This window comes from Mycobacterium sp. G7A2, from assembly GCF_041902445.1.
Taxonomy (GTDB): domain Bacteria; phylum Actinomycetota; class Actinomycetes; order Mycobacteriales; family Mycobacteriaceae; genus Mycobacterium.
Window position 1 is genome coordinate 2,612,710 of the sequence record NZ_CP169251.1, and the last position, 18,520, is coordinate 2,631,229.

Annotated in this window: 19 protein-coding genes and 1 tRNA gene; 15 read left to right on the plus strand and 5 right to left on the minus strand. The window is 67.7% G+C overall.

The genetic code is table 11. The annotated features are described in order from the left end of the window. Position 1: 1 nt before the first annotated feature. The gene (locus tag ACEWX3_RS12560) at positions 2-802 is read right to left on the minus strand and encodes a hypothetical protein (RefSeq protein WP_011560562.1); all 801 of its coding nucleotides are present in this window, start codon (positions 800-802) and stop codon (positions 2-4) included. A gap of 253 nt (positions 803-1,055) precedes the next feature. Between ACEWX3_RS12560 and ACEWX3_RS12565 the strand changes: the two genes are divergently transcribed. The 4 genes from ACEWX3_RS12565 to ACEWX3_RS12580 all read left to right on the plus strand — a co-directional run bounded on the left by ACEWX3_RS12565 (position 1,056) and on the right by ACEWX3_RS12580 (position 6,278). Next, on the plus strand, positions 1,056-1,400 hold the full coding sequence (locus tag ACEWX3_RS12565; protein ID WP_011560561.1) for a hypothetical protein: 345 nt from the start codon (positions 1,056-1,058) through the stop codon (positions 1,398-1,400). 92 nt (positions 1,401-1,492) lie between these two features. Beyond that, positions 1,493-2,938 (plus strand): FtsK/SpoIIIE domain-containing protein, encoded by a 1,446-nt coding sequence (locus tag ACEWX3_RS12570; RefSeq protein WP_011560560.1) that lies wholly within the window; start codon positions 1,493-1,495, stop codon positions 2,936-2,938. A 4-nt stretch (positions 2,939-2,942) separates the two neighbouring features. Continuing rightward, positions 2,943-4,442: a replication initiator gene (locus ACEWX3_RS12575; RefSeq protein ID WP_011560559.1), complete on the plus strand. Its 1,500-nt coding sequence runs from the start codon at positions 2,943-2,945 to the stop codon at positions 4,440-4,442. A gap of 189 nt (positions 4,443-4,631) precedes the next feature. Next, positions 4,632-6,278 (plus strand): recombinase family protein, encoded by a 1,647-nt coding sequence (locus ACEWX3_RS12580; RefSeq protein ID WP_011560558.1) that lies wholly within the window; start codon positions 4,632-4,634, stop codon positions 6,276-6,278. On the opposite strand, the gene ACEWX3_RS12585 is transcribed toward ACEWX3_RS12580, so the two are convergent. Beyond that, positions 6,260-6,345 (minus strand) — tRNA-Leu (locus tag ACEWX3_RS12585). The two genes, ACEWX3_RS12580 and ACEWX3_RS12585, sit on opposite strands and share 19 nt — an antisense overlap. A gap of 87 nt (positions 6,346-6,432) precedes the next feature. Between ACEWX3_RS12585 and ACEWX3_RS12590 the strand changes: the two genes are divergently transcribed. Together ACEWX3_RS12590 and ACEWX3_RS12595 are read left to right on the plus strand one after the other, a co-directional pair. Further along, positions 6,433-7,797 carry a M20/M25/M40 family metallo-hydrolase gene (locus ACEWX3_RS12590; RefSeq protein ID WP_374159540.1) on the plus strand — a complete coding sequence of 455 codons (1,365 nt, stop codon included), beginning with the start codon at positions 6,433-6,435 and terminating at the stop codon, positions 7,795-7,797. Positions 7,798-7,830: 33 nt separating this feature from the next. After that, positions 7,831-8,361, plus strand: a complete 531-nt coding sequence (locus ACEWX3_RS12595; RefSeq protein ID WP_163676300.1) for a YbhB/YbcL family Raf kinase inhibitor-like protein — start codon at positions 7,831-7,833, stop codon at positions 8,359-8,361. Positions 8,362-8,405: 44 nt separating this feature from the next. Here ACEWX3_RS12595 and ACEWX3_RS12600 read toward each other — a convergent pair whose 3' ends face one another. Genes ACEWX3_RS12600 through ACEWX3_RS12610 form a run of 3 tightly spaced genes read right to left on the minus strand, consistent with a single transcriptional unit; the run spans position 8,406 to position 10,745 of the window. Then, on the minus strand, positions 8,406-9,470 hold the full coding sequence (locus ACEWX3_RS12600) for a quinone-dependent dihydroorotate dehydrogenase (RefSeq protein WP_374159541.1): 1,065 nt from the start codon (positions 9,468-9,470) through the stop codon (positions 8,406-8,408). A 16-nt stretch (positions 9,471-9,486) separates the two neighbouring features. Next, a complete protein-coding gene (locus tag ACEWX3_RS12605; RefSeq protein ID WP_152517588.1) occupies positions 9,487-9,747 on the minus strand; it encodes a DUF5703 family protein in 261 nt (86 codons plus the stop codon). Beyond that, on the minus strand, positions 9,744-10,745 hold the full coding sequence (locus tag ACEWX3_RS12610; protein ID WP_373889064.1) for a YncE family protein: 1,002 nt from the start codon (positions 10,743-10,745) through the stop codon (positions 9,744-9,746). The genes ACEWX3_RS12605 and ACEWX3_RS12610 overlap by 4 nt, the downstream gene beginning before the upstream one ends. 156 nt (positions 10,746-10,901) lie before the next feature. Here ACEWX3_RS12610 and ACEWX3_RS12615 point away from each other — a divergent pair, with 156 nt between their 5' ends. From ACEWX3_RS12615 to ACEWX3_RS12655, 9 genes are all read left to right on the plus strand, one after another. Beyond that, positions 10,902-11,213: a hypothetical protein gene (locus ACEWX3_RS12615; RefSeq protein ID WP_207067045.1), complete on the plus strand. Its 312-nt coding sequence runs from the start codon at positions 10,902-10,904 to the stop codon at positions 11,211-11,213. A gap of 44 nt (positions 11,214-11,257) precedes the next feature. Beyond that, entirely contained in the window at positions 11,258-12,088 is an 831-nt protein-coding gene (locus ACEWX3_RS12620; protein WP_207067060.1) for an undecaprenyl-diphosphate phosphatase, read from the plus strand. Positions 12,089-12,146: 58 nt separating this feature from the next. Next, positions 12,147-12,851, plus strand: a complete 705-nt coding sequence (locus ACEWX3_RS12625; protein WP_207067046.1) for a histidine phosphatase family protein — start codon at positions 12,147-12,149, stop codon at positions 12,849-12,851. Positions 12,852-12,906: 55 nt separating this feature from the next. Continuing rightward, complete coding sequence (locus ACEWX3_RS12630; RefSeq protein WP_207067047.1) at positions 12,907-13,494, plus strand: DUF3090 domain-containing protein; 588 nt, start codon at positions 12,907-12,909, stop codon at positions 13,492-13,494. Continuing rightward, the gene (locus tag ACEWX3_RS12635) at positions 13,478-14,317 is read left to right on the plus strand and encodes an SCO1664 family protein (protein WP_207067048.1); all 840 of its coding nucleotides are present in this window, start codon (positions 13,478-13,480) and stop codon (positions 14,315-14,317) included. The genes ACEWX3_RS12630 and ACEWX3_RS12635 overlap by 17 nt, the downstream gene beginning before the upstream one ends. Before the next feature lie 17 nt (positions 14,318-14,334). Then, positions 14,335-15,186, plus strand: coding sequence for a 3'(2'),5'-bisphosphate nucleotidase CysQ (locus ACEWX3_RS12640; protein ID WP_286183016.1), 852 nt, complete (start codon positions 14,335-14,337; stop codon positions 15,184-15,186). 61 nt (positions 15,187-15,247) lie between these two features. Then, the gene (gene mshC, locus ACEWX3_RS12645; RefSeq protein ID WP_374159542.1) at positions 15,248-16,486 is read left to right on the plus strand and encodes a cysteine--1-D-myo-inosityl 2-amino-2-deoxy-alpha-D-glucopyranoside ligase; all 1,239 of its coding nucleotides are present in this window, start codon (positions 15,248-15,250) and stop codon (positions 16,484-16,486) included. A gap of 128 nt (positions 16,487-16,614) precedes the next feature. Next, entirely contained in the window at positions 16,615-17,493 is an 879-nt protein-coding gene (locus ACEWX3_RS12650; RefSeq protein ID WP_207067050.1) for an SDR family oxidoreductase, read from the plus strand. 9 nt (positions 17,494-17,502) lie between these two features. After that, entirely contained in the window at positions 17,503-18,504 is a 1,002-nt protein-coding gene (locus ACEWX3_RS12655) for a patatin-like phospholipase family protein (protein ID WP_207067051.1), read from the plus strand. Positions 18,505-18,520: the final 16 nt, after the last annotated feature.

Below are 18,520 nucleotides of genomic sequence, written 5' to 3' on the forward strand. Positions count from 1 at the left end.
GTCAGCCTTTCGCGGTCAGCGGTCTGGCGCGGTTCCAGACCTGGGTGAAAGCGTCTTCGAGGGTGGTCCAGAGCCTTGGCTCATGGTGACGTGACAGAACCAGCACAGGGTTGTTGCGCCCGGGTGAGCCGTAGATGTGGAAGTTGACAATCATGGCGTCATCGACCCGAAAGATCGACGTGTAGAGCGCGGTGTCGTGGGTGCGAATGTCCAGCCCCGGGGTACAAGCGTGAGGGGCGAGCAACTCCACCGACGTGCGGCAGCGGGCGATGACAGCCTCGCCGATCCCTTCCTCCTCACCGCGCAAGATCGTGGTCGCAGTGTCGGGATCCCCGACGAGAAACCGCACCGACACACCGCGGGCGGCGGCGGCGAGCAGGGTGTCGAGGAATCCGTCGAGGGTGTCGAACAGGAACGTGGCCGCGAGCACGAGGATGTCGATGCCGGTGGTGGCGTCGGCGAAATGCTGCTGCCACGTCGTGATCGGCAGCTGAGTACGGCTGGCATACAGGGTCGCGGTGAATGGCCCACCCGCAGACGCTGTTGTCACTGCACGGGGGGTAGCGGCCGGGTACTGCTTGGGCCACAGGTCATGCGGAGTGCAGTCGAGCACCTCGCTGGCGCTGCGGGCGTTGTGTTCGCGAATTCTGTAGTCGCTATCGGCCAGCCAGCGTCGCACCGACTTGATATCGACACCCACCGCGGTGGCGAACCGCTGCGAGGACAGACCTTTGGCCTGTAGCCGCTGCGCGAGGCGATCGTTGGGAGTGATGGCGGCCTCGGTGCCGTCCTGCTCGTCCATCGTGTCAGCGCACATCTTCCCGTGTCGTCCGTATCCATCCTTCAGCGCGTGGTGTCTAGTTTGCCATGCGATTGCCGCCACCCTGCGGCGATAGTGTCGGTGTGATGTCCGTGGGTATGTCCGGCCGTGTCCGAAATGCCCGTGGATGTGTCGGAAATGTCGGCACATGTCTCTCGCAACGTCCGTGATGTCCACGTGAACTGAATCCAGCGCCGGACCGGCGTCAACATCTCACGAAAGGACTAGTAGGACAATGCGTTTGAGAATCGATACGTCTGGAACTCGTTTTATCGTCACCCGCGCTCCGGAGCCACGGCTGAACTTCGAAACCGGCGCCCCGAAAGTCGACACCGCCACCGGGATGCCGATGTACGCCACCCAGGTCCTCGCGCTGGATGACTCCGGCGGCGAAGTACTCAATGTCACCGTGGCAGGAGACCCCAAAGTTACAGTCACGCAGTCTATTTCGGTGGTTGGTCTGGTGGCCATCCCGTGGGCCCAAGGTGATCGCAGCGGGGTGGCGTTCCGCGCTGATGCCCTCACCCCCGCCACCGCCAGTGGTGCTGCGCCGAGTGAGCAGACACGCCCGCAGAAGTAACCCCAAGCGGGTGTGGGGTGCGGTGAACCGATCACCGCACCCCGCCACCCCGGGCATTGCTGTTGACCACACGCTCACGGAGGGCATCTCTCATGACATCGAACAATAAGAACACCACCAACAGTGGATCAGGCGATGACGACTGGTTCGGAGAACTGGTCATGTCGCTGTTCACCGCAGCCGGGTATGTGCTCTGGTGGGCGGTGCTGTTCCCGGCGATCAACGTGCCCATCATCGCCAGCCTCGTGCTTGCCATCAGCCACGGCCCACGCGTGGGCCTGATCTGCGCGATCGTGTGCAGTGCCGGGTATGCGGGCTGGGCCTGGCTCCAACCGGGGTCATTTCGCGCCTGGGTGACCGAACCGGTACGGCGGCGCTGGCTCACGTGGTCGCGCTACACCCGCACCTGGGAATCGACCTGCACCTTGCACGGCCTGACGGCCACACTCGGCGGCCGCACCCTCACTCCCACCCTGCGCACGGTGACAATCGGTAAAACCACCGATGTGCTGGCGGTGCGCATCGTCACCGGCCAGTCCGTGGCAGATTGGCATAAACAGTCCGACGCGCTGGCCGCCGCGTGGCGCGCCGACCGCATCAGCATCACCGCCACCTCGCCTGGCGAACTGCGCATCACTTTAATGCGGGCAGACGTGCTCGCTGAACCGATCGTCCTGCCCATGCCCGCCCCGGCAACCCCGGTGGACCTGGCGCTGGTGCGGGTCGGGATCACCGAAACGCGGCATTGGTGGCAAGTGCCGCTGCTCGGTCACCATGTGCTGATCGCCGGGGCAACCGGCGCAGGTAAAGGCTCAGTGCTGTGGTCGTTGATCGCCGGCATCGCCCCCGCGGTGAAGACCGGACTGGTGCGGTTATGTGTCATCGACCCCAAAGGTGGCATGGAACTCGGTGCCGGAGCACCCCTGTTCACCGTGTTCACCCACGACGCCACCGACACCACCCTGGAGCTGCTACGCCAGCTCGTCACGGTGATGCACGCCCGGGCGAATCGTCTGCGCGGCCACACCCGACTACACACTCCCACGACGTCGGAGCCGTTGTTCGTGGTAGTGATCGATGAAATCGCAGCACTGAGTGCGTATGTGACCGACCGCAAGGTCCGCACCGAAATCGAACAACTCCTGGGCCTCCTGCTCTCGCAAGGCCGCGCAGTCGGCATCAGCGTCGTCGCCGCGGTGCAAGACCCCGCCAAAGACACCCTGCCGTTAAGGCAGCTGTTCACGGTGCGGATCGGGTTGCGCCTGACTGAAGCCACCCAAACCACTATGGTCCTGGGACAGGGAGCACGCGATGCCGGCGCCGAATGTGACCGCATCCCCGACGCGACACCGGGTGTTGGCTACATGATGGTTGACGGCACCGCCTACGCCCAGCGGGTGCGGGCCTTCCACGTCACCGACCACGACATCACCGCGCTGGCCACTCGGTTCCGCCGACCCCCGAGCCGACCGAACAAGACCCACCATCCACACAACACCGATACCGGGCACACCGTGGGTGAGGGCAGCGGTGAATAGCTCCATGACATCGGCGCAGCTTGCCCTGCCGGGTGTTCCGGATACAGTTGATACCACCCGAGTGGTCGAGCAGATGGTGCGCCGGGCCGCGTCGATGGGATACCAATCCTGGTGGCGACGAGCAGAATCCGTCGGATTCTGCGCTCACCCCATCCAGCTGATCGGTACCGATGAGTACGGGCGTCAGCGGGTGGTGTGGACGCGGTGCAACAACCGTCGCGCCCACATTTGCCCGTCGTGTTCAGATCTCTACGCCCGCGACACCTGGCAACTCGTGCACGCCGGCGCTGCGGGAGGCCACCACGGCATGCCCACCGCGGTGGGCGATCATCCGCAAGTTTTCCTCACCCTGACTGCCCCCAGCTTCGGGGCCGTCCACACCGCCACGACGTCGGGGGACAAGAAAGCGCAGGTATGCCGAGACCAGCACCGGATCGGCGGCTACCGCCGCTGCCCGCATGGAAAACAATTGTGGTGCAGCATGTCCCATGATCATGGCGACGAGCGGGTCGGTCAGCCGCTCTGTCCGGAGTGCTACGACTATGCCGGGCATGTCCTGTTCGCCTGGCATCTTCCCGAACTGTGGCGACGCTTCACCATCACCATGCGGCGCACCCTCCGCAAAGAACTGAAAGCCACCGGTGTGGATCCGGATGCGGTGCGGGTGAGCTTCATCAAAATCGTCGAACTGCAAGCCCGCGCCATCCCACACATCCACGCCCTGATCCGCCTGGACCCCCAAGACGACCCCGATCAGACCGATTGGGAATCACCCATCGGTGCAGTCGAACTCGCCACCATCATCCAACACGCCGCCCGCACCGTCACGCTCACCATCGACGATCCGACCGCTGATACCGATGCGCGGACGATGCGTTTCGGCACACAGATCGACACCCAACCCCTCGCCGCATCCGCAAAACCAGTGAAAAGTGCTCCACCAGAACCAGAACCAGAACCAGGGTCAGGCTCAGGACGGTCCATGTCTGGCCGGCTGGTGGCACGCTATCTCGCCAAGTATGTCACCAAATCCTTGGTAGACCTCGGAATCAGCGCGCGCCGCCTATCTACGGAAGCCATACCCGACCTGGACGTGTCAGAGCATGTGCGGACCATCCTGACCACCATCAGCGATCTCGCGGACAAAGGACTGTCCGGCATCGGGCGGTGGTTGCACACCCTCGGATTCCGCGGCCACATCACCAGCAAATCCCGCCGTTATTCCACTACCATGACCGTGCTGCGCGAACAGCGCGCCATTTGGACGCGTGAAGAACGCTTGAAAAGCACTGCATACCAATACGATCCCAACTGTGACTTCGCCGGTCGCGATGATCTGGTGGCGTGGGAGTTCGAACGTGCCGGCCTCGGCAGCCTCGGCGATCGCAGTCTCGTCTATTCCGCGGCCCTCCAACGCATCCACTCCCGCCTCATCGGACTGGTAGAAGCACGTCGCCAAGCCCACAACGAACAATGGGATCCGCTAGGGGCAAGCGATGGCTGAAAGATGCCCGACTACGACACATGCTCGCTCCGAGTGTGACGTTCGAGTCGATGCTCCGAACATGTCAGAGGGAGGTGTTGAAATTGACCTGCCGAACCGGTATCGGCTCCCGCGCGAGGCCAACCGCGCGCTGGTAAACGTCATACTGGCTATGCGGGACCGGACGCCTAGATCAGGGAGGGGAGTGGCATGAGCCTCAGGTTCGCCTTCTATGGCCGAGTGAGTACCGAGGACGCCCAAGATCCGGAGGCGAGCCGCAGCTGGCAGAAACGTCGTGCCATCGATCTGATCAGTCCGCATGGCGGCGTCCTCGCCGCCGACTACTTCGATATAGGCCAGAGCCGGTCGCTTCCCTGGAAACGCAGGCCGGAGGCTTCACGTCTGCTCGCAGATGTCACTTCTCGTGGCCGTGGCTTCGATGCCGTCGTGATCGGGGAACCTGCTCGCGCGTTCTACGGACCGCAATTTGCGCTCACCTTCCCGGTGCTCACGCACTACGGGGTCGGCCTATGGGTGCCTGAAGTTGGCGGAGCGGTTGATCCCGGATCCGAGGCACACGACCTCGTGATGACGCTCTTTGGCGGAATGAGCAAGGGAGAACGTGCGCGAATCCAGATGCGCGTGCGTACCGCGATGTCGGCACTCGCGCAGGACACAACCAGATACCTCGGCGGTCGCCCACCGTACGGTTATCAACTCGTCGATGCCGGCCCGCACCCAAACCCCGCCAAGGCAAGTCTTGGGCAGCGTCTTCACCGCCTGGAGCCTGACCCCGAGACCGCCCCGACCGTCGAGCGGATCTATCGCATGTATGCCGATGGTGCTGGCTTGCGCTTCATCGCACAGCAGCTCACCGACGATGGAGTGCCATCACCGAGCCAATACGACCCGGCACGGAACCGGCATCGTGACCCACGTGGATGGTCCCATTCGGCGATCCGCGCCATTCTCGACAACCCTGCGTACCGCGGTATCCGTGTCTGGGGCAAGCAGGAGAAGTATGAGGTCCTTTTGAACCCCGATGATGTCGCCGCGGGATATGAGACTCGCATGCGGTGGCGCGATCGGGCCGACTGGATCGCACCCGATCGACGCACGCACGAAGAGCTGATCCCTGATGAGCTGGCGCAGGCTGTTCGTCTCCGGATGCAGGCGCGGCGTGGTCCCGGTCGCGTGTGCAGCAGAGAATCGACAGTGCCGTATGCGCTGCGTGGGCTGCTGTTCTGCGCCGCATGTGGACGGCGAATGCAGGGCGCCGCCCGGCCGGGGAAGCAAACAACGCGGATCCTCTACCGTTGTGAGTTCGGCAAGTCACGTTCTGTACCTGTGGACCTGAGTGATCATCCGCGCACCGTCTATCTCCGCGAAGACGCAGTGACAGCGCGACTCGACGAATGGATCGCCACTCTGGCCGATCCAGAAGACCTCGCACGCGGGCAAGACGTGGACCCGGCGGCCGGACCTGGCTACGCCGCCTTGCAGCGCCAGCTGAGCGAGGCGAATGCCAAAGTGGCTGCCTTGATCACCGCCGTGGAGTCTGGCGTGGCCGTTGAGGATCTAACTGCTGCGTTGCGTCAACGTACCGCCGAGCGCGACGAGCTGAGGGCACGCGTTGAGCGAGTGGAGCGGCCCCGCGCCATGTGTGCCGCCGAGATCAGTGAGTTAGTTAAGGAGTTAGGCGGACTGTCGGTCATCCTCGGCGCGGCAACCGGAGCTGAGCGCGCCGAGGTGTACGCAAGCTTGGGCCTGCGTCTCGACTACGACCCGCATCTTCGGCGAGTCACGGCGACTGCCGACCTGAGTCGTGTCGCCGGATGTGTCCGAGGGGGGACTTGAACCCCCACGCCCGTTAATAGGGCACTAGCACCTCAAGCTAGCGCGTCTGCCATTCCGCCACTCGGACCTGCTGTGGGCGCCTAAGGCTATCGGATTCCCCGCCCCGGCCCCAAACCCAGCCCCAAACCCGGGGGCGGGGCCCGTTCGGGGATCAATGGTAGGAAAGGGAACTGTGAGTGGTCCAATTCCGGGTCGGCCGACACCCAGCGACGAAGTCGTCGACCTTGTCAGCACCCTCATCAGGTTCGACACCTCCAACACCGGTGACCCCGCCACCACGAAGGGGGAGGCCGAGTGCGCCCGCTGGGTGGCCGAGCAGCTCGCCGAGGTCGGCCTGGAGAGCGAGTACATCGAGGCAGGGGCACCCGGGCGCGCCAATGTCTTCGCCCGGCTCCCCGGGGCGGACCGGTCCCGCGGGGCCTTGATGCTGCACGGACACCTCGACGTGGTGCCCGCCGAGGCCGCCGACTGGAGTGTGCACCCGTTCTCCGGTGCCATCGAGGACGGCTACGTGTGGGGGCGCGGCGCAGTCGACATGAAGGACATGGTCGGGATGATCCTGGCGGTCGCCCGGCACTTCAAACGCGCCGGCATCGTCCCCCCGCGCGACCTGGTGTTCGCGTTCGTCTCCGACGAGGAGGCCGGCGGCAACTACGGCTGCAAATGGCTGGTCGAGAACCGTCCCGACCTGTTCGCCGGCGTCACCGAAGCGGTCGGTGAGGTCGGCGGGTTCTCGCTGACGGTGCCGCGCCGCGACGGCGGTGAACGGCGGCTATACCTCGTCGAGACGGCCGAGAAGGCGATGCTGTGGATGCGCCTGACCGCGCGGGCGCGGGCCGGCCACGGCTCGATGGTGCACGACGACAATGCCGTCACCGCGGTCTCCGAGGCCGTGGCGAAGCTGGGCCGGCACCGCTTCCCGATCGTGCTGACCGAGTCGGTGGAACAGTTCCTGACCGCGGTGGCCGAGGAGACCGGCTACGCGTTCGACCCCGCTTCCCCGGACATCGACGGCACCGTCGCCAAACTCGGCGGTATCGCCCGCATCGTCGGAGCCACGCTGCGCGACACCGCCAACCCGACGATGCTCAAGGCCGGCTACAAAGCCAACGTCATCCCGGCGACCGCCGAGGCCGTGATCGACTGCCGGGTGCTGCCCGGCCGCCTCGCCGCGTTCGAGCGCGAAGTTGACGAACTGATAGGCCCCGACGTGCAGCGCGAATGGATCACCAACCTGCCGTCGTACGAGACCCCGTTCGACGGGGAACTGCTCGAAGCGATGAACTCGGCGATCCTGGCCCACGACCCCGACGCCCGCACCGTGCCCTACATGCTGTCCGGCGGAACCGATGCAAAACACTTCGCCCGCTTGGGTATTCGCTGTTTCGGGTTCGCGCCGCTGCGGCTGCCGCCGGAACTGGACTTCGCCGCGTTGTTCCACGGGGTCGACGAGCGGGTACCCGTTGACGCGTTGCGGTTCGGCGCGCAGGTCCTCGAACACTTCCTGCTGCACAGCTAGACACCGAACGACGATTGAAAGGACTGACCGCACATGGCATTTCCGTACAATCCCTACGATTTCCTGCCCGAGTTGCCGACGTTCACCGTGACGTCGGAGTCCTTCGACGACGGTCAGCCGCTCGCCAACGATCAGGTCAGCGGCATCATGGGCGCCGGCGGGTCGGACATCTCACCCCAGTTGAGCTGGTCGGGCTTCCCGGAGGAGACCCGCAGCTTCGCGGTCACCGTGTACGACCCCGATGCGCCCACGGCGTCGGGTTTCTGGCACTGGGCGGTGTTCAACCTGCCCGCCACGGTCACCGATCTTCCCGCCGGGGTGGGCGACGGCAGCGGACTGCCCGGCGAGGCCGTCACGCTGGCCAACGACGCCGGTCTCAAGCGCTACATCGGCGCCGCCCCGCCGCCGGGGCACGGGCCGCACCGCTACATCGTCGCCGTGCACGCGGTGGACGTGGAGAAGCTCGATGTCCCCGCTGAAGGGACCCCGGCGTATCTGGGCTTCAACTTGTTCAGCCACGCCATCGCCCGGGCCCTGATCCACGGCACCCACGAGCAGAAGTGATGTCGGGGTGGTTGTCGTCGCTCGACGGCGACAACCACCCGACGTCACGGGTGCGCCGCCGAGCCCACCGCGTCGGCGAGGCTGGTGAACCCGCCGGAGTGCAGGCGGCGGGCGATGCCGTCGTTGATCGACTTGGCCCACAGTCCGCCGCCGTAGACGAAGCCGGTGTAGCCCTGCAGCAGGGAGGCACCCGAGGTGATGCGGTCCCAGGCGTCGTCGGCGGTCTCGATCCCGCCGACGCTGACCAGCACCAGGCGGTCACCGACGCGCCGGTAGAGGCGTCGCAGCACCTCGGCCGCGCGGCGCGCGACCGGCGGCCCGGAGATTCCGCCCGGCCCCAGTTCGGCCACGCCGGGGGTGGCCAGACCGTCGCGGGAAATCGTGGTGTTGGTGGCGACGATCCCCGCCAGCCCGAGTTCGACGGCCAGATCGGCGATCTGGTCGATGTCGTCGTCGGCGAGATCCGGGGCGATCTTCACCAGCACCGGTGTCGAGGTCTGGGCCAGCACTGCGGCCAGGATGGGACGCAGCGACTGCACCGACTGAAGATCCCGCAGACCTGGCGTGTTCGGCGAACTGACGTTGACCACCAGGTAGGACGCCAGCGGGCCGAGCAGGCGGGCGCTCTCGGCGTAGTCGTCGGCCGCCCGGTCCGGCGGTGTCGCCTTGGTCTTGCCGATGTTCACCCCGACGGGCACGTCGGGAACATGATCGGTGAGTTGCGCCGCCAGCGCGCGGGCACCGTGATTGTTGAAACCCATCCGGTTGAGCAGCGCCCGGTCGGCGGGCAGCCGGAACAGCCGCGGTTGCGGGTTGCCGGGTTGCGCCCGCGCGGTCACGGTGCCGACCTCGGCGTAACCGAAGCCGAGCGCCCCCCACGTGTGCAGTCCCAGACCGTCCTTGTCGAACCCGGCCGCCAGGCCCATCGGGCCCGGGAACCGCACCCCGAACACGGTGCTGGCCAGCGCCGGATCCCGAGGCCGCAGCCGTCGGGAGAGCAGCCGGCGCACCGGCGTCGGGGCGGTGGCCGCGCGCAGCCCACCGAACACCCACGTGTGCACGCGTTCGGGCTCGACGGTGAATAGCACCCGGCGCAGCGCGGAGTACATCACCGTCGACCGTCGATCACGCCGGCGCCTCGGGGGTCGGTGCCGGTTGGGCACGCTTCTTGCGGCGCAGTAACACCCGGCGGCTGCCGTCGGTGTAGAGGCGCACCCGGGTCAGTTCCCAACCGCGGTATTCGGCCTCGATCGACAACCGGATCGAGGCGCTGACGCGGGTCACGTCCGGGGGCAGCCGCAGCGGAATCCATTCGTATTCGCCGGGGTCCTCGGCGACGGCCTGATCCCAGGCGGCGGGCATGCGGCCGCGCGAACCTCGGCTCATCGGGCTGCCCCGGCTATCACCTGGACGCCGGAACCGGACCCCGACACCACATACAGGGTGCCGGATGCATCGTCGAACGCCAGTGAGTTGGGTTGCTGCACGGTTCGATAACGCACCTTCTCGACAGGTATTCCGGTCGACAGATCGTAACCAACCACGGTGTTGGTCGCCGTCTGGGCGACCCAGGCCAACACGGGTGTGTCGCCGCCGGAGGCCACCAGGCCGTACGGGGCGTCCGGCACCGGGAAGCGTTGCCGCAGCATCAGCGGATCGACGCCGTAGACCAGCAGTTCGCCGCCGCGGGTGTCGGTGACGAGCACCCGACCCGCAGCGTCCGCCACCATCGTGGTCGCGCCCTCACCGGCGCGCAGCGCGTGTTCGTCGTCGGTTCCCTCGGCGTTGAGGCTGGTCACCGAGGTCTGCCCGCGGTCGAGCACCACCGCGGTGTCGCCTTGGGTGACGATGCTGTCCACCCGCGCGAAGATCTTCACCTGCGCCGCGACGTCCCCTTGGGAATCGAGTGTGTAAACCGTCCCGTCGGCGCTGCCCAGCACCAGGCGGCCGTCGGCGCGACGCGCCAGCGCGGTGAAGTCGACGTCGTCCCGCCCGGGGACCCCGATCCGTTCGGCCGCGCCGGCGGCGACGTCCAGCGCGAAATAGCCGCCCCGCGTCGGCAGCAGCACCGTGCCGGCTGCGTCAGCGACCAGCGCACCGGCGCTGCCGTCCAGCTCGACCGGAACCGGGGCGCCGTCGGCGGGCAGGACGGTGACCACCGAGCGATCGGCACCGCTCGGCCCCAGCACCACCAGCGAGCGCGTTGCCGGGTCGAAGACGGCGGCCTGGGCCGGAGCTGCCAGCGGAAGCACCTGTCCCTCCGGTGTCGCGCTGGCCGGCGGTGAGGCGGCGGCGCTGGCGGGCGCGATCGTCGGTGGTGGCGCGTCGGCGGGATTGGTGGAACAGCCCGCCAGCGCGGTAGCCAGTGCGACCACCAGAAGCAGAATCGGCAGGACCGGTGTGTTTGTACGGCGAGGCAAAGGGTAGCTCTCGGTTGTGCGGACGAAACCTGATCGAACAGCCAGTGTATTCAAGCTGTGACGGGTCAATCTGCCGCGTCCGGAAGGTCTATTGACGTGAGCGACGGTATGGTACGGACCATGACCCTTCTTGCCGATAGCGATATGAATGGTCAGGGCTTTGCTGTCGAGGACATCACCACGGGTGTCCACGCCAGCGGATTCGGCCAGGTCGGCGATGGACGGAGCTTCTCGTTCCACATCGAACATCAGGCCCTGGTCGTCGAGGTGTACCGGCCGCGACTGCGCGGACCGGTCCCGCAGGCCGAGGATGTGGTCGCGACGGCGACCCGCAAGCTGACCGACGTCGACCTCTGTGACGAGCGCAGCATGACCGCGGTGGTGCGTGACGCCGTCGCCGATGCGCAACCGGTACCGCGTAACAGCCGCTGACCCACCCCCACGGTACGGTCGTCCTCGTGACCGACGTACCTGCGATGTCGTGGCTGCAGGTGGTGGTCCTGTCGATCCTGCAGGGACTGACCGAGTTCCTCCCGGTGTCGTCCTCCGGGCATCTGGCGATCGCCTCGAGGGTGTTCTTCGACGACGACGCCGGTGCGTCGTTCACCGCGGTCAGCCAGTTGGGGACCGAGGCGGCGGTGCTGGTGTACTTCGCCCGCGACATCGTGCGCATCGTCAAGGCGTGGTGGGCGGGTCTGTTCGACGCCGTCCGCCGCAACGCCGACTACTGGCTGGGCTGGTGGGTGATCATCGGCTCCATCCCGATCGGCGTGATCGGCCTGCTGTTCAAGGACCAGATCCGCACCGGTGCGCGCAACCTGTGGCTGGTGGCCACCGCGCTGATCGTGTTCTCGCTGGTCATCGCTGCCGCCGAGTACGTGGGCCGGCAGAGCCGCCGAGTCGAGCAGCTCACCTGGAAGGACGCCGTCATCGTCGGCTTCGCCCAATGCCTGGCCCTGGTCCCGGGAGTGTCGCGTTCAGGTGCCACGATCAGCGCGGGCCTGTTCCTCGGCATGGAGCGCGAGCTCGCCGCCCGGTTCGGGTTCCTGCTGGCGATCCCGGCGGTTTTCGCCTCCGGTCTGTTCTCGCTGCCCGACGCGTTCGCCCCGGTCGGCGAGGGAATGGCCGCCAGCGGGGCGCAGCTGCTGATCGCGACCCTGATCGCCTTCGTCGTCGGGTTCGCCGCGGTCGCCTGGTTCCTGCGATTCCTGGTTCGGCACAGCATGTACTGGTTCGTGGGGTACCGCATCGTGTTGGGCGTCGTGGTGTTGGTTCTGTTGTCGACCGGGGTGGTGGCCGCATCATGACCGACGAGCGCTTGCGCGTGGGGGTACCGCCCGCCCGGAGGGCAGGGGGAGAGATGACGTGACCGTTCTGCTGCTGAGGCACGGCCGCTCCACCTCCAACACCGCACACACGCTGGCGGGCCGCTCTCCGGGTGTCGACCTCGACGACCGCGGCCGCGAGCAGGCCGCGGCGCTGGTGGAGCGCATCGGATCGTTGCCGATCCGGGCCATCGTGCGGTCCCCGCTGCTGCGGTGTGGGCGCACGGTCGAGCCGCTGGCCGCAGCGCTGGGTGTGGAACCGGCGGTCGACGACCGGCTCGCCGAGGTCGATTACGGCGCGTGGACCGGCCGCAAGCTGGGGGACCTGGTGAAGGAGCCGTTGTGGGCGGTGGTTCAGCAGCAGCCCAGCGCCGCGGTGTTCCCCGACGGCGAGGGGCTGGCCGCGGTGCAGGCGCGGGCGGTATCGGCGGTGAGGGAGCACGATCGACGGTTGGCCGACGAGCACGGCACTGACGTGCTCTGGGTGGCGTGTACTCACGGTGACGTCATCAAGGCCGTTCTCGCCGACGCGCTGGGCACCCATCTGGACAGCTTCCAGCGGATCAACGCCGATCCGGCGTCGGTGAGCGTCATCCGCTACACCACGCTGCGGCCCTTCGTGGTCCACGTCAACCACACCGGCGCCGCGTTGAACCCCGCGCTGGCCGTCGTCGCCGATCCGGACAAGTCCGGTGACGGTGCTGTGCCGAGCGGTGAAGCCGTGGTCGGCGGCTCGACCGAGTGAACAACGACGCCGCAATTACGGCTGACGTGGCGTAGCCGGTATTTTGGACACTGCCATGGCCCGCGAAATCCACGTCTTCCGCACACCCGACCGTTTCGTGGCCGGGACTGTCGGGCAGCCCGGAAACCGGACGTTCTACCTGCAGGCCGTCCACGACAAGCGTGTGATCTCGGTCATCCTCGAGAAGCAGCAAGTCGCGGTGCTCGCCGAGCGGATCGCGGCGCTGCTGCTGGAGATCAACCGCCGCTTCGGCACGCCGATCCCACCGGAGACCGGTGAGGTCGAGGACCTGAGCCCACTGATCACCCCGGTCGACGCGGAGTTCCGGGTCGGCACCATGGGGCTGGGCTGGGATTCCGAGGCGCAGACGGTGGTCGTGGAGTTGCTCGCGGTGTCGGAAACCGAGTTCGACGCCTCGGTCGTGCTCGACGACTCCGAGGAGGGTCCCGACGCGGTGCGGGTCTTCTTGACCCCCGAGTCGGCCCGCGAGTTCGCGAACCGCTCCAATCGGGTCATCTCGGCCGGTCGTCCGCCCTGCCCGCTGTGCGAGGAACCGCTCGATCCCGAGGGGCACATCTGCGTGCGTACCAACGGCTACCGGCGGGGCGAGCTGACCGAAGCCGACGATGACGACGCCCTCTGAGTCCGGCGCCGCCGACGCCGAGACGGTGCTGCGCCGCGGCGACCTCACCGTCATCGGGCGGATCCGCTCGGCGAGCAACGCGACGTTTCTGTGCGAGGCCACACTCGGCGACACGACAGTGCATTGCGTGTACAAGCCGGTGGCCGGCGAGGCGCCGCTGTGGGATTTCCCGGACGGCACCCTGGCGGGACGGGAGCTCGGCGCCTATCTGGTGTCGGCCGCGTTGGGCTGGAATGTGGTGCCGTACACCATCATTCGGGATGGTCCTGCTGGGCCCGGGATGTTGCAGCGGTGGGTCGACCAACCCGGTGACGATCCCGCGGTCGGCGCAGGCCCGCTGGACACCGGCCCGGACCTGATCGATCTGCTGCCGGCCGGCCGGGTGCCGGACGGTTTCCTCGCGGTGCTGCAGGCCTACGACTACGCCGGAGACGAGGTGACCCTGGTGCACGCCGACGACGAGCGCCTGCGCCGGGTCGCGGTCTTCGATGTGCTGATCAACAACGCCGACCGCAAGGGCGGTCATGTGCTGTCCGGGCGCGACGGGCGGGTCTACGGCGTGGACCACGGGGTGAGCCTGCACGTCGAGGACAAACTGCGAACGGTGCTGTGGGGGTGGGCCGGCAAACCCGTCGACGATCACCTGCTCGGCGATGTGGCGGCGCTGCGCGACGCACTCGACGATGGTCTCGACGACCAGCTGTGCGGTCACATCACGGCACCTGAAGTCGCCGCACTGAGATCCAGAGCCGTTGCCCTGCTGCGTAATCCGGTGATGCCTTCGCCCGACCGGCGCCGCCCGATACCGTGGCCGGCGTTTTGACGTGGTCTACTTGGCTGGTGACGCTGACCGATGCGGCCCTGGCTGCCGAGGTGGCCGCGCAGGCCGGTGAGCTGCTCCTGGCCATGCGCGAGCAGATCGGCTTCTACGACCCGTATGACCTCGGCGACGCCGGCGACAAACGGGCCAACACGCTGATCCTGGACCGTCTGCACCAGGCCCGCCCGCATGACGCCGTGCTGTCCGAGGAGGCCGTCGACGATGTGTCGCGCGTCGACGCCGACCGGGTGTGGATCGTCGATCCGGTGGACGGCACCTACGAATATTCACTGCCCGGCCGCGTCGATTGGGCGGTGCACATCGCTCTGTGGCAACGCTCCAAGCACGGCGAGGGCGGCACGGCCACTTCCGCTGCCGGAGGCGGCACGATCGCTTCCGCTGCCGGAGGCGGCACGATCGCTTCCGCTGCCGGAGGCGGCACCATCACAGATGCCGCGGTCGCACTGCCTGCGCGCGGAGAGGTGTACCGCACCGACACCGTGACCCCACCGCCACCGCGGCGCGACGGCCCGATCCGGATCACCGCCAGTTCCAACCGGCCGCCCGCGGTGCTGTGGGCCCTGCGGGACAAGATGGACATCCAGCTCGTCCGCATCGGATCGGCCGGCGCCAAGGCGATGGCGGTGGTCCGCGGCGACGTCGACGCCTACATCCACGCCGGCGGGCAGTGGGAATGGGATTCGGCTGCGCCGGCCGGCGTGCTGTGGGCGGCGGGCATGCATGCCTCGCGCCTCGGCGGCGCCCCGCTGGTCTACAACAGGCGCGACCCGTACCTGCCTGATCTGCTGATGTGCCGTCCGGAGTTGGCTCCGCTGCTGCTGGAGGAGATCCGGGCGGCTCACCGGCGATGAGAGGTTGGGAATGAAAGCGCCGTCCGCGTTGTCGCATTCGGCGATGTCTAGAGTCGACGGCATGCAATCGTGGTCTGCCCCGAGCGTCCCGACGCTGCCCGGGCGCGGACCGGCGCTGCGGCTCTACGACAGCGCCGACCGTCAGGTGCGACCGGTGACACCCGGGCGCACCGCGACGATGTACGTGTGCGGGATCACGCCCTATGACGCCACCCATCTGGGGCACGCAGCGACCTACTTGACCTTCGACCTGGTGAACCGGCTGTGGCTGGACGCAGGCCACGACGTCCACTACGTGCAGAACATCACCGACGTCGACGATCCGCTGTTCGAGCGCGCCCACCGCGACGGGGTGGACTGGCAGGCGCTGGCCCACCGGGAGACCGACCTGTTCCGCGAGGACATGGCCGCCATGCGGGTGCTGCCGCCCCGGGACTACATCGCCGCCACCGAGTCGATCGCCGAGGTCATCGAGGTCGTCGAGAAGTTGTTGGCGTCCGGTGCCGCCTATGTCGTCGACGACCCGCAATATCCCGACGTCTATTTCCGCGCCGAGGCCACCGGGCAGTTCGGTTATGAGTCGGGTTACGACCGCGACACCATGCTCACGTTGTCAGCTGAGCGCGGGGGAGACCCCGAGCGCGCCGGCAAACGGGATCCGCTCGATGCGCTGCTGTGGCGTATGGAGCGTCCGGGCGAGCCGAGCTGGGATTCACCGTTCGGTGCCGGCCGACCCGGGTGGCACGTCGAGTGCGCCGCGATCGCGCTGACCCGCCTCGGCACCGTGGTCGACATCCAGGGTGGCGGGAGTGACCTGATCTTCCCGCACCACGAGTTCTCGGCCGCGCACGCCGAGTGCGTGACCGGAGAACGCAGGTTCGCCCGGCACTACGTCCACGCGGGCATGATCGGCTGGGACGGGCACAAGATGTCGAAGAGCCGCGGCAACCTGGTGCTGGTGTCCGGGCTGCGCGCCGACGGCGTCGATCCCGCCGCCATCCGGCTGGGCCTGCTCTCCGGGCACTACCGCGAGGACCGGTTCTGGAGCCACGAGGTGCTCGAACAGGCGCACGACCGCCTGCGCCGCTACCGCAGCGCCACCGCGTTGGCGGGCGCACCCGACGCCACCGACGTCGTCGCCCGGGTACGTCGTTACCTGGCCGACGACCTGGATACGCCCAAGGCGCTCGCCGCGCTGGACGGCTGGGCGACCGATGCCCTGTCCTACGGCGGGCATGACGGTGCCGCCGGGGCGACGGTCGCCGCCGCGGTGGACGCTCTGCTCGGCGTGCGCCTCTAGATCATCTTTTGGGCTGTCCGAGGGCTGTCGATCCCCCGGCGAGGGTGCCCGTCTGTGCAGCGCCGCGCCGCGAATCTTCGGCAAAATCGCGACCTCGAGCGGCCGCGCGATGGAGTAGTTTCGCGGCCATGGGCTCAGTAGCCGGAAAGACAGTCTTCATCACCGGCGGCGCGCGCGGCGTCGGCGCCGAGGTGGCCCGCCGCCTGCACGCACGCGGCGCGCGGCTGGTGCTCACCGACCTCGACGAGGCGCCGCTGGCTGACCTGGCCGACGCTCTCGGCGCGGACCGGGTGCTCACCCGGGTTGCCGACGTGCGTGATCTGCAGGCCATGCAGGAGGTGGTGGACGCCGCGGTGGACCGGTTCGGTGGGCTCGACGTCGTGATGGCCAACGCCGGAATCGCGACATACGGATCGGTGCTGCAGGTCGATCCCGAGGCGTTTCAGACGTTGATGGACGTCAATGTCAAGGGCGTGTTCAACACCGTGCGGGCCGCGTTGCCCGCGGTCCTCGAGCGCCGCGGCTATGTACTGATCGTCTCGTCGCTGGCGGCGTACGCGGCCGCGCCGGGCCTGGCGCCGTACAACGCGTCGAAGGCCGCCGTGGAGCATTTCGCGAACGCGCTGCGGCTCGAGGTCGCCCATCGTGGCGTGGATGTCGGCTCGGCGCACATGTCGTGGATCGACACCCCGCTGGTACGTGACACCAAAGACGACCTGTCCACGTTCGGCGAGATGCTGTCGAAGTTGCCGTACCCGCTGAACCAGACCACGTCGGTCGAGCAGTGCGGTCAGGTGTTCGTCGCGGGCATCGAGGGCCGTAAGCGTCAGATCAACTGCCCGGGGTGGGTGGGGGTGCTGCGCTGGCTCAAGCCGGTGCTGTCCACGATGGTGGGGGAGAGCCGGATTCGTGGCTTCGTCCCGGACCTGCTGCCCCGGATGGACGCCGAGGTGGCGCGGCTGGGCCGCTCGATGGGCTCACGCACCAAGTCCGTCGAAGAGCGCTGAGCCGCCCGCGTGACCGAGTCCCTGCGCGCAGACCTGGTGCTCTCCGGCGGCGGAGTGAAGGGCATCGCCCTGGCCGGTGCCGCCGCGGCGCTGGTGCAGGCCGGTTACCTGCCTCAGCGCATCTCGGGCACCTCCGCCGGAGCGCTGGTCGGCGCGGTGCTGGCGGCCGCCACCCAGGCCGGCCGACTGTCGGCCGCCCAGCTCGAAGATCTCGCCACCAGCATCGACTACGGCGAGTTCCTCGACGCGGGTTTCGTCGAACGCATTCCGGTGCTCGGCCCCGCGTTCGGGGCGCTGACCGGCGACGGGATCTACCGGGGCGAAGCGTTGCGTCGGTGGGTGGCCGACCGCCTGGCCGACTACGGGGTCAGCACCTTCGCCGACCTGGCGATCGACGATACGAGCCTGCCCCCTGAGCAGCGCTATCGGTTGGTGGTCACGGTCGCCGACGTCACGCTCGGGCAGCTGGTCCGACTGCCCTGGGACTACCAGCGGCTCTACGGCCTGAATCCCGACACCCAGTCGGTGGCCGACGCCGTCCGCGCGTCGACGGCGATCCCGTTCTTCTTCCATCCGGCGTCACTCACCAGCGCAGACGGTCGTACCTCCACCCTCGTCGACGGTGGACTGCTGTCCAACTTCCCGATCGATTCGCTGGACCGCACGGACGGCGCGCCACCGCGCTGGCCCACGTTCGGCGTGACGTTGCTGCCCGACCTACCCGCCGACAATGCTCAGGTGATCCCGGCTTTGCGGCCGCTGCACCTGCTCGGCGGCCCCACGCTGCTCGAACGGGTGGTCACCACGATCCTGGTCGGTCGTGACCAGGCCTATCTGAACCAGCCCTGGGTGAGCGCGCGGACCATCCGCATCGACACCAGTTCGGTGGGCGTCCTCGACTTCGACCTCGACGAATACGCCCAGCGGATGCTCTATCAGCGCGGCCGGCATGCCGGCGAAGAGTTCCTCACGACCTGGGACTGGCCGGATTACCTCGCCCGCTTCCGCTGACGCCCTCTGCCCCTTT

What these genes read in the sequence shown, in the direction of transcription:
- ACEWX3_RS12570 (WP_011560560.1), top strand. Translation starts at nt 1,493, where the DNA reads ATGACATCGAACAATAAGAACACCACCAACAGTGGATCAGGCGATGAC.
- ACEWX3_RS12630 (WP_207067047.1), top strand. Translation starts at nt 12,907, where the DNA reads ATGGCCCGCGAAATCCACGTCTTCCGCACACCCGACCGTTTCGTGGCC.
- ACEWX3_RS12560 (WP_011560562.1), bottom strand. Translation starts at nt 802, where the DNA reads ATGGACGAGCAGGACGGCACCGAGGCCGCCATCACTCCCAACGATCGC.
- ACEWX3_RS12590 (WP_374159540.1), top strand. Translation starts at nt 6,433, where the DNA reads ATGGTAGGAAAGGGAACTGTGAGTGGTCCAATTCCGGGTCGGCCGACA.
- ACEWX3_RS12580 (WP_011560558.1), top strand. Translation starts at nt 4,632, where the DNA reads ATGAGCCTCAGGTTCGCCTTCTATGGCCGAGTGAGTACCGAGGACGCC.
- ACEWX3_RS12615 (WP_207067045.1), top strand. Translation starts at nt 10,902, where the DNA reads ATGACCCTTCTTGCCGATAGCGATATGAATGGTCAGGGCTTTGCTGTC.
- ACEWX3_RS12595 (WP_163676300.1), top strand. Translation starts at nt 7,831, where the DNA reads ATGGCATTTCCGTACAATCCCTACGATTTCCTGCCCGAGTTGCCGACG.
- ACEWX3_RS12620 (WP_207067060.1), top strand. Translation starts at nt 11,258, where the DNA reads ATGTCGTGGCTGCAGGTGGTGGTCCTGTCGATCCTGCAGGGACTGACC.
- ACEWX3_RS12575 (WP_011560559.1), top strand. Translation starts at nt 2,943, where the DNA reads ATGACATCGGCGCAGCTTGCCCTGCCGGGTGTTCCGGATACAGTTGAT.
- ACEWX3_RS12600 (WP_374159541.1), bottom strand. Translation starts at nt 9,470, where the DNA reads ATGTACTCCGCGCTGCGCCGGGTGCTATTCACCGTCGAGCCCGAACGC.
- mshC (WP_374159542.1), top strand. Translation starts at nt 15,248, where the DNA reads ATGCAATCGTGGTCTGCCCCGAGCGTCCCGACGCTGCCCGGGCGCGGA.
- ACEWX3_RS12635 (WP_207067048.1), top strand. Translation starts at nt 13,478, where the DNA reads ATGACGACGCCCTCTGAGTCCGGCGCCGCCGACGCCGAGACGGTGCTG.
- ACEWX3_RS12650 (WP_207067050.1), top strand. Translation starts at nt 16,615, where the DNA reads ATGGGCTCAGTAGCCGGAAAGACAGTCTTCATCACCGGCGGCGCGCGC.
- ACEWX3_RS12565 (WP_011560561.1), top strand. Translation starts at nt 1,056, where the DNA reads ATGCGTTTGAGAATCGATACGTCTGGAACTCGTTTTATCGTCACCCGC.
- ACEWX3_RS12605 (WP_152517588.1), bottom strand. Translation starts at nt 9,747, where the DNA reads ATGAGCCGAGGTTCGCGCGGCCGCATGCCCGCCGCCTGGGATCAGGCC.